Raw genomic sequence first — 12,509 nt, 5'->3', positions numbered from 1 at the left:
TGTTGCGGGAATAGCTCAGTTGGTAGAGCACGACCTTGCCAAGGTCGGGGTCGCGAGTTCGAGTCTCGTTTCCCGCTCCAAAAATTTGTAAGTGATATTCCGATGCGGGAATAGCTCAGTTGGTAGAGCACGACCTTGCCAAGGTCGGGGTCGCGAGTTCGAGTCTCGTTTCCCGCTCCAATCACTTGCAGATGACATTCTGTTGCGGGAATAGCTCAGTTGGTAGAGCACGACCTTGCCAAGGTCGGGGTCGCGAGTTCGAGTCTCGTTTCCCGCTCCAAAAATTTGTAAGTGACATTCCGTTGCGGGAATAGCTCAGTTGGTAGAGCACGACCTTGCCAAGGTCGGGGTCGCGAGTTCGAGTCTCGTTTCCCGCTCCAATCACTTGCAAATGACATCCTGTTGCGGGAATAGCTCAGTTGGTAGAGCACGACCTTGCCAAGGTCGGGGTCGCGAGTTCGAGTCTCGTTTCCCGCTCCAATCTCTCTTAGAAGTCCTCACCATCCATTTGAATTGCCCATTACATCGCGCTGCGATGATTTGTCGTATCCGGCGTTTAGCCAGATCAGATCCATGTTTGCTGTACTCGTGTCGTACACAAGGGCGGGAAGGGCTGTTGCTGCTGCGGGCAGGTTGATGATCGTGGTGGGGAAGGGGAAATGGCAGGCAAAAAAATAGGAGGGGCGAGGGCTCCTCCTACCGGCTCACTGGCGCTGGCTTAGATAACGGTAACGTTCTCAGCCTGAGGACCTTTTTTGCCCTGGGTCACAGTGAACTGTACTTTTTGACCTTCAGCCAGGGTCTTGAAACCGGCGCTCTGGATGGAGGAGAAGTGAACGAAAACGTCCGGTCCCTGGGATTGCTCGATAAAGCCAAAACCCTTGGTCTCATTGAACCATTTTACTTGGCCGGTGCGAATGTCAGACATGTGGTAAGTCCTATCTATAACAAAATGAAACTAAGCCTGGTTGGGCAGCATTTGCCTAGAAAGCAGAGGTTGAAGCATGACTGACCACGTCAATTTGTCCCAGTAGCATGTAGCACAATCCCTGTCTAAAGCACAAACGATTGTACGTGAGCACGATCCCTTGTCAATTTGGCACTTTTCATTTTTTGAGCAAGCTAAAAATATTGTGAAGTCAGTAGCTTGTTTCACGGGAACCGGTCAAAAAAACGGGAGGCGCCAGGCCTCCCGTTTCATCACTCCTTGAGGGCGAATCCTTCGCCCTGTCGGTCGTAGCGATAGATGGCCTGACCGTAGGAGCGGATCTCGACCCGCTGGATGCGGCGGGTGTCGTCCACCAGGATGAAGATGGCGCGACCAGACTGCAGGCGGGTCAGCGGGCGATCAGGCCCTTCAATGGCAATGAGGCGGCTCAGCTCGGCGCCCGGCAGCTCGAACTTGCGGAAGATGGAGTAGAGGGTTTCACCGGCCTGCACATCGTGTTGCAGCCAGGTGCCATTGACCTTCTCTTCCACCGGTTTGGCCGCGGCGGGGGTATTGCCGCTGGCGCCGTTGCCCACGGTGAGGGCCTGGGCCGGTACGGCGATGGGTACCGTCAGCGAACCGGACGGCGCCGCCTTGGGTTCGGTCGGGGCGGGTTCCCAGGCCAGTACCAGCAGCCAGAGCGGGATCAGGATCAGCAGCCCTATGGTGTGCTTGCGGGGCAGCGGGCTGGCCAGTTTGAACTTGCCAGTCCTAGGTTCCTGGCCGCGCTGGCCAAGTCCGCTCATGCCCTGGCCGATGCGTTGGCGCAGGGGCAGGGTAGCGGCATTGATACGATGGAGCAGGGATCCTTGTGATTCGTCTTGGCGACGCTGCTGGGCTCGTCTGTTGTGGCCACGGGGGCGACGGTCCGGGGTGGGCACGGCATTTACCTCTCACTACATTGCCTGCCATCAGGCAAATTCGTGCCTATGGTAAACGGACTCGCCCCCGAGGGGGAGAGTCCTGACCGTGAAAATTATCAGCTGAGACGAAATTGTCCCAACAATTGCTGTAAACGCTCGGCCGCCTGACGCAATGCCTGGCTGGCTTTGGCTGTCTCGGTGGCATCCTGGGCGATGTCGTTGGCCAGTGCGTTGGTTTTTGACAGATTGCCGGAGACGGTCTCGGAGACCGAGCTCTGCTCCTCGGCGGCGGAGGCGATCTGGTAGGTCATGTCGTTGATGGTGGAGATGGCCTGATAGATGCTGCCGAGCGCCTCTTCCGCCAGGTCTGCTTCCCCCACCGCCTGATGGGTCAGCTGCTGGCTCTGGTTGATGGCGTTGACCGCGTTGGCCGAGCTGTGGCGGATCTTCTCGATCAGCTCCTGGGTATTCTGCACCGCCTGCTGGGTGTTGCCCGCCAGCTTGCGCACCTCGTCGGCCACCACCGCAAAGCCGCGACCCTGCTCGCCGGCCCGGGCTGCCTCGATGGCGGCGTTGAGCGCCAGCAGGTTGGTCTGATCGGCAATGCCCTGAATGACGGTGAGGATGCTGGTGATCTGCTCGCTGTCGTGAGCCAGCCCTTCCACCACCTCGGCGCCCTTGCCGGCTTCGGCGGCCACCTTGTGCATCGACTGGATCACCTGCTGGAAGCGTACCTTGCCCTGATCCGCCGCGCCCTGAGCCTGTTTGGCGGAGTCGGCGGTGTTGTTGGCGTGGGTCGCCACCTCCTGGCTGACGTAGGACATCTCCTGCACCGCGGTCAGCATCTGCTCCATCTCCGCCTGGTGGTGCTGCAGGTTGTTGTCGGTCTGGCCGGCGATGCGGTCGGTGTCGCCGGCGTGACGGTTGACCTCGCTGGCGGTCTTGAGCACATCCCCCAGCAGCACCTGCAGCTTGTCGATGAAGCGGTTGATGCCCTTGGCCAAATCCCCCAATTCATCCTGGGACTGGGTATTGAGCCGCTTGGTGAGATCCCCCTCGCCATCGGCGATGTCATCCACCAGGCTCACCATCTGGCGGATGGGGCCTGTGATGCTGCGGGCAATGACCAGCATGGTGGCCAGCGCCAGCACCAGCACCACGACGGCACCCACCAGTTGCTGGGTCATGGCGGCCCGGTTCATGTCGCCCAGCTGGGCTTCCAGCTGATCGGCTCCGGCCAGCACCACCTTGTAGGGCAGGGTGACGATGATGGCCCAGTTGCGGCTCATGCCCGGCACCGCGATGGGTACCGAGATGCGAAACGCATCGTCGAGCTCCTCGCGCTGTACCTCGGGTTTGAGGTATTGCTGCCAGCCGTTGCCGAGCAGCTTGTCGGCGCGACTGCCGAGCAGGCTGGCATCCCCGCTGGTGCCGGTGATGACGCCGGCGGCGCTGACGATCAGGGTCTCGCCCTTGCCGTCATAGATGTTGCTGTTGAGGGACTGGGCCTGACGGCTGATGGAGTCCACCGCCAGATCGAGGGCGGCTATCCCCTTGAACTGGCCGCCCACCATGATGGGGGTGGTGATGGTGCTCACCAGCACCTGCTGGCCGTTGATGTCCACCTTGAAGGGGTCGATGAGGCAGGAGCGCCCCTCCCGTTTCGGGCAGGCGTAGTAGTCGTTGGCCGGATTGCCAAACTCATCCGGATCGCTCTTCTCGATGGAGAGCAGCAGGTCGGTGCCGATCTGATCCTTGTCACGATAGAAGTAGGGGACGAAGCGCCCCTTGCTGTCGCTGCCCAGCGCCGTCTGGCCGGCGAAGCTGGCATCCTGGCCGTCGAAGCCGTTGGGTTCAAAGCCGGCGAAGGCACCGTAGAGCTGGGGTTCGAGGGCGAGCTGGGCCTTGAGCAGGTCGGTGGCCTGCTGGCGATCCAGCGGCAGCTTGCCCTCCTGCTGCAGGGCGAGGGCGCTGGCCATCTGCTGGGTATAGGAGAGCCCCTTTTGCAGCAACTGGGTGATGGTGGCGGCCTCGGCACGGGCGTTGGCGCTGACCTTCTGCCAGGCCTCCTGCTGCAGGGCGGCGCGGCTGGAGCTGATGGTCAGCTTCTGGGTCTGTTGACCCGAGTACTGGTTGAGCAGGATCAGGATGACCAGGGCGGCGGTCATGGCGATCCCGGCCATCACCAGAATGCGATTCTGGATAGAACGGAACTGCATCGTCTCTTCCTTGTTGGTGAGCGTTATTTGAATATCGGCCGGAGGAGGCAGCTCTCCAACACTTTGCATAGCAAATAGGAAACGGGGATTTTGTTTTGCGATCCCCTTCAAACATCAGGTGGCAAGGGGGCGGACCGGTGCTTTGTTCCCCCTACTTTGGCTCGTGGCAGCGCCATGGTTTTCCCATCCGTCATTGTCGGTGCTAAAATGCGACGGTTTTTTTAACGAATTGGCCCAAGGCCCTCTACACAAGGCTTAAAGATGAAAGTCAAAACCCGTTTTGCTCCCAGCCCGACCGGCTTTTTGCATGTCGGCGGTGCCCGTACCGCACTCTATTCCTGGTTGTTTGCAAAGAACCAGGGCGGTGAGTTCGTGCTGCGTATCGAGGATACCGACCTGGAACGTTCCACTCAGGAGGCGATCGACGCCATCATTGAGGGCATGGAATGGCTGGAGCTGAACTGGGATGAGGGCCCCTACTACCAGACCAAGCGCTTCGATCGCTACAACGGTCTGATCGACGAGATGCTGGCAGACGGCCGCGCCTACAAGTGCTACTGCTCCAAGGAGCGGCTGGAAGCGCTGCGCGAAGGCCAGATGGCCAACGGCGAGAAGCCCCGCTATGACGGCAAGTGCCGTGATCACGCCCACGATCATCCGGCCGATGCGCCCCACGTCATCCGTTTCCGCAACCCCACCGAAGGTTCCGTGGTGTTCGATGACCACGTCCGTGGCCGCATCGAGTTCGCCAACACCGAGCTGGACGATCTGATCATCCGCCGTACCGACGGCGCGCCGACCTACAACTTCTGCGTGGTGGTCGATGACTGGGATATGGAGATCACCCACGTGGTGCGTGGCGAAGACCATATCAACAACACCCCGCGCCAGATCAACATCTACAAGGCGCTGAACGCGCCGGTGCCTGAGTTTGCCCACGTCTCCATGATCCTGGGTGACGACGGCGCCAAGCTCTCCAAGCGCCACGGTGCTGTCTCCGTGATGCAGTACCGCGACGACGGCTACCTGCCGGAAGCGCTGCTGAACTATCTGGTGCGTCTGGGCTGGTCCCACGGCGATCAGGAGATCTTCAGTCTGGAGGAGATGATCAAGCTGTTCAGCCTGGACGCCATCTCCAAGTCTGCCTCGGCGTTTAACACCGACAAGCTGCTGTGGCTGAACAACCATTACATGCGTAGCCTGGATCCGACCTATGTTGCCAAGCATCTGGCCTGGCACATGGCTGACCAGAAGATCGACACCAGCAAGGGCCCGGCCCTGGCCGACGTGGTGACCCTGCTGGCCGAGCGCTGCAACACCCTGGTCGAGATGGCCGCCCAGAGCCGCTATCTGTTCGAAGAGTACGAGGCGATCGACGAAGCAGCAGCCAAGAAGCACCTGCGCGGCGTTGCCGCCGAGCCGCTGACCCTGGCCAAGGCCAAGCTGGCTGCCCTGGAGACCTGGACTACCGAAGCGCTGCACGAGCTGATTGAAGCCACTGCTGCCGAGCTGGGTCAGGGCATGGGCAAGGTCGGCATGCCGCTGCGCGTAGCCGTCACCGGGCTGGGTCAGTCCCCCGCCATCGACGCAGTGATGGCGCTGGTGGGCAAGGAGCGGGTACTCGCCCGTATCGAGCGCGCTCTGGCGTATATCGAAGCGCGCATGGCTGCCGAGTAATAGCAGGCCGCCGGGGCATTCCCTTCTGGCATCTCCGACGCCGTGATGGCGCTGGTGGGCAAGGAGCGGGTACTCGCCCGTATCGATCGCGCTCTGGCGTATATCGAAGCGCGCACGGCCGCCGAATAAGCGCCAACCATCGCTTGAAAAAGGGCTCCTGTGCGGGGGCCCTTTGTTTTTGGTCAAGGGCCGGTTTTGTGACATAAAACAGCGAGATAGCTGTGCCATTGCCGGTTAAATCGGCTAACTGATTGAATTTTGACTAAACGCGCGAATCGCCGTTATTTTTGGGTTGACAGCAAAGCGGCCGGTGCCTATCATGCGCCTCCGTTGCCGGAGATAACTTTGGTAGCGCCGAGGTGAGTTGGGGTTATAGCTCAGCTGGGAGAGCGCTTGCATGGCATGCAAGAGGTCCGCGGTTCGATCCCGCGTAGCTCCACCAAATTCTCCTCGAACAATCTGGAATCCAAGGGGTTATAGCTCAGCTGGGAGAGCGCTTGCATGGCATGCAAGAGGTCCGCGGTTCGATCCCGCGTAGCTCCACCAGGTTCCTGATTGAAATGAAGTGCCCAGGGCAGTGCGGTGTGTATCACCCAGGCCGACCTTTGTGGGGTTATAGCTCAGCTGGGAGAGCGCTTGCATGGCATGCAAGAGGTCCGCGGTTCGATCCCGCGTAGCTCCACCATTATTTAGGATGATTGGCCGCCAGAACCATTCATTCAGTACCGAATTTGGGGTTATAGCTCAGCTGGGAGAGCGCTTGCATGGCATGCAAGAGGTCCGCGGTTCGATCCCGCGTAGCTCCACCAAATTCAGAGTGACTCAACGTCACTCACACATATCGGGGTTATAGCTCAGCTGGGAGAGCGCTTGCATGGCATGCAAGAGGTCCGCGGTTCGATCCCGCGTAGCTCCACCATATTTCGTAATGAAAGTAGAAAAGGCCACCGCACTGCGGTGGCCTTTTTGTTTTGCGCTCCGTTCACCGGTCGTGCCGACGATCCATAAAAAAGCCCGCATCGCTGCGGGCTTTTGGCTTGATGGCAAGGGTCATCAGCCGTGGCGGCGACGCCAGGCCAGCGGCAGCAGGGCCAGCAGCAGGGCGCCCATGGCACCGCCACCGCCGTTGCTCTCCTCTTTCAGCTTGAGGTCGACGATGATGGGGTCGTGGTCGGAGGCGCTGAACGGGTTGTCCGACTTGATCATGTCGCCGGTGAAGTCCCGGCCGTACTCGAACAGGTTGCTTTCGAACGAGTTGATGTGCCAGTCGGCCACGGCGATCACCTTGCCGGCCAGCGCCGGGTTGGCGAGGGCATAGTCCAGGGTGCCGAGCTCGGCCTCGTAGCTGTAGGAGATGGCCTTCTCCTTGTTGAACTTGACGTTCATGTCCACCAGGCCGTAGCTCTTGGCCACCTCGCTGCCGGTCTGCTCAAAGACCTGGTCGCCGAGGAAGGTCTGGGAGGCGGAGAAAATCTTGCGCTGGCCGTCGGTCGGCACATAGTCGGTCAGCACCCGGATCGCATCTTCCCGGGCGTAGGAGTTGAAGTCGCCCACCAGCAGCACCTGACCGGGCAGCTTGCTCACCGCCTCGCCCAGCACCTTGGCGGCGCTGACCCGGAACTCGGTGCACTTGCCCTGCAGATCGGCCGGCTCCTTGCCGTCCAGGTTCTCCAGGCAGCCTGAGCCTTTGGATTTCAGGTGGTTGACCACCAGGGTCAGCGGATCCTTGCTGCCCTCGACGGTGAAGGTCTGCACCAGGGAGTCACGCTGGGAGGCCTGTTTCTCGACCCCTTTGGCATCCAGGTATTTCTGTACCGGCAGGGTGATGACGTTGGCATCCCCTTGCGGGGTCAGCTTGGCCGGCCGGTAGATCATGGCCACCATGATGGCGTCGCCACCGAAGTAGTGCTCGCCCTGCAGCAGCGCCTTGGGCAGGGTGACGAAGGCGTACTGCTTGCCCGCCTCTTTCTGCTGGGCGTTGAGGGCCTGCACCAGGTCGCTGATGGCGGAGTGGCTGTCAAAGCCGTTGTTCTCCATCTCCATCAGGCCGAGCAGGTCAGCATCCATCTCGGTGATGGCGTTGACTATCTTGGCGCGCTGCTTCTGGAAATCCTCCAGGTTCTTGGCGCCGCGGTTGCAGCCCTTGGCGCTGTCCGCATCCGCCTGATCCTTGCACAGCACGTTGAGGGCACCGCCCACGCTGGAGTGGCTGGTGAAGTAGTTGAGCACGTTGAAGCTGCCGACGCGCAGATCGGTGCCGTCGGCACGGGCCGGAGCGCTCTGGCGGTCGTTGTCGCTGGTGCGCAGCAGATCGCCGGCGGTGATCACCTGATCCTGCGGCACGATCAGCCGGTACTCGTTGTAGCTGTAGCCCACCATGGCGTCCAGATTGACCGGGGCATCGCCGATGCGCAGGTAACCCTGCTCCGGCTCCCAGGCCGGCAGCCAGGGCAGTTTGCCGTCGGCGGCCTTGAAGTCCGATTCGAGGAACACCCGGTTGCCGGCGTTGGCCTTGGCCAGCGCCTTGGCGGCCTTGCTGTCGGCGTCGTGCAGCTGGGTCGGCTTCATCAGCGGCGCCTGGTGGGAAAGCACCAGGTTGTTGCGTCGGGCGGCGTAGTCATAGCTGAAGTTGCGGCTGATCTTGAGCGCGCTGTCGGCATCGAGGCGTACCCGCATCCCTTCGTGGCGCTCCAGTGCCCGGGCCAGGGTCTCGTTTTCCAGCACCCGCAGCGGGATGGCGGCCGGGGCTGCGCCCTGGGCGATCACCTGCAGGCGCGCGGTGCCGTTGTCAGTCATTGGCTTGAGCTGGGTGTGGCCGTAATACTCCTCGACCTTGGCCTCCAGGCAGACTTCGGCGCCCGGCTTGATGTCCGGATACTTGCTGGCGAAGTTTTTGTCGTTGAGGTAGACGAAGATGCCGTCCGAGGTCTGGGGGTTGCCGTCGCCCTGCACATCCAGCAGGTAGAACCCCTTGTTGAGGCTCTCGCCCAGACCCGAGACCACCGCCTTGACCATGACGCTCTGGGGGCTTTCGAACTTGTCGGCGGGAATGAGCGGGCTCTTGTCACCGCTGCCCTGAATGACCGGGATCGGGGTGAGGTCGCTGTCGGCCGGGCAGCTGAAGCCAGCGGCATAGACGGACGGAGAGGCGAGCGCAATCCCCACGGCCAGCGACAGCAGGGTACGTGTTCCTTTCATATCTGTTCCTTTTTTTATTTTTTGCCAGTGTTTCCATAGCCTTGGCGCATCGGCCAAGGGCGCGCATTGTCACATTTCTGGCATGTCGTACCAGTGAGCCAACGCACATTACGGGGATACAAATGAGGGCAATGCCGGTTTTTTTGACTTGGCTAACAGCATGAAACTAATGACAAATTTGTTATTTCATCCGATTGGCGAAAATGTGATCCCGCTGGCATCCACATATTTTTCCTCGAGAATGAAGATTGAGACTCGGCTGGTTGATTCCTATACTCGGCTTGTTCCTCACGGAACCCAGGTAAAGGGCAAACCGGTCGAGATGCCGGGACGCAATGCCTCCGGTCTTCAGATCGAGCGATCCAGATAGCGGGGCTTCCCAGGGTGAGGGTGACGTTTGTGGCAGGTCCATTGCCAGTTGTCTGTGCCCATCACGCAGGTTGCGCTTGTGCTTTGCCTTGGAGACCAATGCCAAGACAAAACAAGGAAGATAACAATATGCAACAGACCCTAAGGCCCAGCAGGCTTGCCATGCTGGTGGCTTTGGCTGCCATGCCCGCCTGGGCACAGGCCGCTTATCCCGCCTATCAGGCCGGTACCGCCTACAAGGCCGGCGACATCGTCAGCAACGTCGGCAATCTCTATGAGTGCAAAGAATTTCCCTACTCCGGCTGGTGCGGGGCCTCGCCCTATCACTATGAGCCCGGTGTCGGGGTCGTCTGGGCCGATGCCTGGAAACTTTATGGCGGGGAGGTGCCGCCCCCGGCGCTCGGCGTAGCCGTCAGCTCGCCGGCTGCCGGCACCAGTGTCAACGAAGGGGCCAGCGTCGCGCTGGCGGTGACCCTGAGCGGCCCGGTGACGGCGCTGGTCAAGGTCGAGTACCTCATCGACGGCACCCTGGTCGCCACGGCGAGTGCCTCGCCCTGGAACGGCAGCTGGCGTGCCGCCGGTGTCGGCGCCCACGCCCTCAAGGCGCGGGCGCTGGATAAAGACGGCAAGGTACTGAGTGAAGCAGATTCCAGCTTCAAGGTCGCCGCCGTGGTGGCGCCGGAGGCACCCAAGGTGAGCATCAGCAGCCCGGCCGCCGGCGCTAAGGTGACCCTGGGTCGCAGCGTGGCGGTGAGCGGCAACGTCACCGATGCCAACGACGACGTCGCCAAGGTCGAGCTGTTCGTCGATGGCAAGAAAGTGGGTGAAGACACCAGTGCCCCCTGGCAGGTGAACTGGACGCCCCAGAGCAAGGGGCTGGCCGGTCTCAAGCTGGTGGCGACCGACAAGGAGAACCTTAGCGGCGAATCGGCCCAGGTCGACGTGCAGGTGGAAGAGGCCGCCCTGCCGCCCACCGGTGGCAACCTCTCCTGCGACATTCGCCAGATCTACCGCCCGGACGGTTACGAGTGCATGGGGGATGATCACGCCCGCCGGGTCATCGGCTACTTCACCTCCTGGCGTACCGGCAAGAACGGCTTGCCCTCCTACCTGGTGAGCGACATCCCCTGGAACAAGATCACCCACATCAACTACGCCTTCGCGGCGGTGGACGAGCAGAGCCACACCATCAAGGTGGACGATTCGGCCACCAAGATGACCTGGGACGGCGTGCCGGGTGCCGAGATGGATCCGGAGTTCGCCTATCAGGGCCACTTCAACCTGCTGTCGAAGTACAAGAAGCAGTATCCGGACGTGAAGACCCTGATCTCGGTGGGGGGCTGGGCCGATACCCGCGGCTTCTATACCGCCACCACCAAGGGTGACTGCTCGGTCAACACCGACGGCATCAACGCCTTTGCCAACTCGGCGGTGAGCTTCATCCGCCAGTACGGCTTTGACGGGGTCGACGTCGACTACGAGTATCCCACCTCCATGAAGGATGCGGGCAACCCCAACGACTTCCCGCTCTCCAACCAGTGCCGCGGCAAGCTGTTTGCCAACTACAAGGTGCTGATGCAGACCCTGCGCAGCAAGCTCGACAGCGCCGGCAGCGAGGATGGTCGCAAGTACATGCTGACCATCGCCTCGCCGGCCTCGGCCTACCTGCTGCGCGGCATGGAGAACTTCCAGGTCACCCAGTACCTCGACTACGTCAACCTGATGACCTACGACTTCCACGGCGCCTGGAACAACTTCGTCGGTCACAACGCCGCCCTGTTCGACAACAAGGCGGATGCCGAACTCGCTCACTGGGGCGTCTATACCCAGAGCCAGTTTGGCGGCATCGGCTACCTCAACGCGGCCTGGTCTGCCCACTACTTCCGTGGCGCCCTGGCGGCCGGCAAGATCAACGTGGGCGTGCCTTACTACACCCGCGGCTGGCAAGGGGTCAGCGGTGGCACCCACGGTCTGGGTGGCAAGGCAGCCCTACCGAGCCAGAGCGATTGTCAGCCGGGTACCGGTGGCAGCACCATTCCGTGCGGCAACGGGGCGGTCGGCATCGACAACATCTGGCACGATCTCGACAAGAACGGCAAGGAGATCGGCGGTGGCGCCGTGCCCATGTGGCACGCCAAGAACCTGGAGAACGCCGCCAGCCTGGGTATCACCACCATGCCGAGCTACGGTCAGGCCTGGGGTCTGGATCCCAACAACCCGGCTCACGTGATGCAGGGCAAGTACGTGCGTTACTACGATGACAAGGCGCAGGCGCCCTGGCTCTGGAACGAAGAGAAGAAGGTGTTCCTCTCCACCGAAGATGAAGAGTCCATGGGCCACAAGCTCGACTACATCATCAAGCGGGGCCTGGGCGGGGTCATGTTCTGGGAGATGGCGGGTGACTACGCCTTCGATCCGGCCAAGAACGAGTACGGCATGGGGGATACCCTGACCACGCTCGCCTACGACAAGTTTGCCAAGGCGACCAAGTACGACACCAGGCAGAACGATCTGGCGGCGCCAACTGCCCAGCTCGACATCGCGGTGAGCCTCTCCGGCTTCAAGGAGGGGGATTCCAACTACCCGATCAACCCGACCCTGAAACTCACCAACAACTCGACCCAGACCATTCCGGGCGGTACCCGCATCGAGTTTCTGGTGCCCACCTCCACCTCCGACACCATCACCGACCAGAGCGGGATGGGGCTGAAAGTGGTGGAGAGCGGCGGCAACCAGAACTCCGACGGCATCGCCAACGAGAAGGACTTCCACAAGGCGGCCTTCACGCTGCCGAGCTGGAAGGCGTGGGCGCCGGGCAGCGATGTGGAAGTGGCGATGACCTACTATCTGCCGGCCGCCGGTGTACCGAGCGGTATCCGCCTCATCAGCGGCACCCAGACTGCGGGTCTCAAGGCCGAGTTCCCGACCCTGCCGGAGGCCGTGCTGGGCAGCAGTGGTGGCGGTGAGAACCCGGGCGGTACCACCTGCAGCAGCCAGAACGTCAATCCGGCCGCCTACAAGGCCTATCCGACCTGGCCGCAGGGGGATCACGCCAACGGCGGTGATCGTATGACCAACAACAAGGCGGTCTGGCAGGCCAACTGGTGGACCAGCAGCGAGCCCAAGGCGGGCGACGGCAGCTGGAAACTGGTATGCAGCTACTGAGTTGTCCAAGCTGCCGCACCAGCAGCGAGC

6 protein-coding genes, 10 tRNA genes and 1 riboswitch are annotated in these 12,509 nt (G+C 61.4%); of the genes, 12 read left to right on the top strand and 4 right to left on the bottom strand.

Going from position 1 to position 12,509, the window contains the following annotated elements:
- Window positions 1-4: 4 nt before the first annotated feature.
- The 5 genes from AB5Y94_RS09330 to AB5Y94_RS09310 all read left to right on the top strand — a co-directional run bounded on the left by AB5Y94_RS09330 (window position 5) and on the right by AB5Y94_RS09310 (window position 480).
- Window positions 5-80, top strand: a tRNA-Gly gene (locus AB5Y94_RS09330).
- Window positions 81-104: 24 nt separating this feature from the next.
- A tRNA-Gly gene (locus AB5Y94_RS09325) sits at window positions 105-180 on the top strand.
- Between the two features lie 24 nt (window positions 181-204).
- Window positions 205-280 (top strand) — tRNA-Gly (locus AB5Y94_RS09320).
- Window positions 281-304: 24 nt separating this feature from the next.
- A tRNA-Gly gene (locus tag AB5Y94_RS09315) sits at window positions 305-380 on the top strand.
- Window positions 381-404: 24 nt separating this feature from the next.
- Window positions 405-480, top strand: a tRNA-Gly gene (locus AB5Y94_RS09310).
- Between the two features lie 238 nt (window positions 481-718).
- Here AB5Y94_RS09310 and AB5Y94_RS09305 read toward each other — a convergent pair.
- The 3 genes from AB5Y94_RS09305 to AB5Y94_RS09295 all read right to left on the bottom strand — a co-directional run bounded on the left by AB5Y94_RS09305 (window position 719) and on the right by AB5Y94_RS09295 (window position 4,070).
- Window positions 719-928 (bottom strand): cold-shock protein, encoded by a 210-nt coding sequence (locus tag AB5Y94_RS09305; RefSeq protein ID WP_005297820.1) that lies wholly within the window; start codon window positions 926-928, stop codon window positions 719-721.
- Between the two features lie 272 nt (window positions 929-1,200).
- Window positions 1,201-1,869, bottom strand: coding sequence for a LysM-like peptidoglycan-binding domain-containing protein (locus AB5Y94_RS09300; RefSeq protein ID WP_043170351.1), 669 nt, complete (start codon window positions 1,867-1,869; stop codon window positions 1,201-1,203).
- 98 nt (window positions 1,870-1,967) lie between these two features.
- Complete coding sequence (locus AB5Y94_RS09295) at window positions 1,968-4,070, bottom strand: methyl-accepting chemotaxis protein (protein ID WP_026141314.1); 2,103 nt, start codon at window positions 4,068-4,070, stop codon at window positions 1,968-1,970.
- A gap of 261 nt (window positions 4,071-4,331) precedes the next feature.
- On the opposite strand from AB5Y94_RS09295, the gene gltX reads away from it, so the two are divergent.
- From gltX to AB5Y94_RS09265, 6 genes are all read left to right on the top strand, one after another.
- Window positions 4,332-5,747 (top strand): glutamate--tRNA ligase, encoded by a 1,416-nt coding sequence (gene gltX, locus AB5Y94_RS09290; RefSeq protein WP_368205387.1) that lies wholly within the window; start codon window positions 4,332-4,334, stop codon window positions 5,745-5,747.
- A 366-nt stretch (window positions 5,748-6,113) separates the two neighbouring features.
- Window positions 6,114-6,189: transfer RNA gene (locus tag AB5Y94_RS09285), tRNA-Ala, on the top strand.
- A 28-nt stretch (window positions 6,190-6,217) separates the two neighbouring features.
- Window positions 6,218-6,293, top strand: a tRNA-Ala gene (locus AB5Y94_RS09280).
- 63 nt (window positions 6,294-6,356) lie between these two features.
- Window positions 6,357-6,432: transfer RNA gene (locus AB5Y94_RS09275), tRNA-Ala, on the top strand.
- Window positions 6,433-6,480: 48 nt separating this feature from the next.
- Window positions 6,481-6,556: transfer RNA gene (locus AB5Y94_RS09270), tRNA-Ala, on the top strand.
- A 34-nt stretch (window positions 6,557-6,590) separates the two neighbouring features.
- A tRNA-Ala gene (locus AB5Y94_RS09265) sits at window positions 6,591-6,666 on the top strand.
- A 134-nt stretch (window positions 6,667-6,800) separates the two neighbouring features.
- Here the strand turns inward: AB5Y94_RS09265 and AB5Y94_RS09260 are convergent.
- On the bottom strand, window positions 6,801-8,945 hold the full coding sequence (locus AB5Y94_RS09260; protein WP_368205386.1) for an ExeM/NucH family extracellular endonuclease: 2,145 nt from the start codon (window positions 8,943-8,945) through the stop codon (window positions 6,801-6,803).
- Between the two features lie 297 nt (window positions 8,946-9,242).
- Window positions 9,243-9,328, top strand: a riboswitch (cyclic di-GMP riboswitch).
- Between the two features lie 148 nt (window positions 9,329-9,476).
- Between AB5Y94_RS09260 and AB5Y94_RS09255 the strand changes: the two genes are divergently transcribed.
- The gene (locus AB5Y94_RS09255) at window positions 9,477-12,479 is read left to right on the top strand and encodes a glycosyl hydrolase family 18 protein (RefSeq protein ID WP_368205389.1); all 3,003 of its coding nucleotides are present in this window, start codon (window positions 9,477-9,479) and stop codon (window positions 12,477-12,479) included.
- Window positions 12,480-12,509: the final 30 nt, after the last annotated feature.

The organism is Aeromonas sp. s5 (assembly GCF_040907865.1).
Classification (GTDB): Bacteria; Pseudomonadota; Gammaproteobacteria; order Enterobacterales; family Aeromonadaceae; genus Aeromonas; species Aeromonas dhakensis.
This window is presented reverse-complemented; position numbering and strand designations above follow the sequence as displayed.

What these genes read in the sequence shown, in the direction of transcription:
- AB5Y94_RS09260 (WP_368205386.1), bottom strand. Translation starts at nt 8,945, where the DNA reads ATGAAAGGAACACGTACCCTGCTGTCGCTGGCCGTGGGGATTGCGCTC.
- AB5Y94_RS09295 (WP_026141314.1), bottom strand. Translation starts at nt 4,070, where the DNA reads ATGCAGTTCCGTTCTATCCAGAATCGCATTCTGGTGATGGCCGGGATC.
- AB5Y94_RS09305 (WP_005297820.1), bottom strand. Translation starts at nt 928, where the DNA reads ATGTCTGACATTCGCACCGGCCAAGTAAAATGGTTCAATGAGACCAAG.
- AB5Y94_RS09255 (WP_368205389.1), top strand. Translation starts at nt 9,477, where the DNA reads ATGCTGGTGGCTTTGGCTGCCATGCCCGCCTGGGCACAGGCCGCTTAT.
- gltX (WP_368205387.1), top strand. Translation starts at nt 4,332, where the DNA reads ATGAAAGTCAAAACCCGTTTTGCTCCCAGCCCGACCGGCTTTTTGCAT.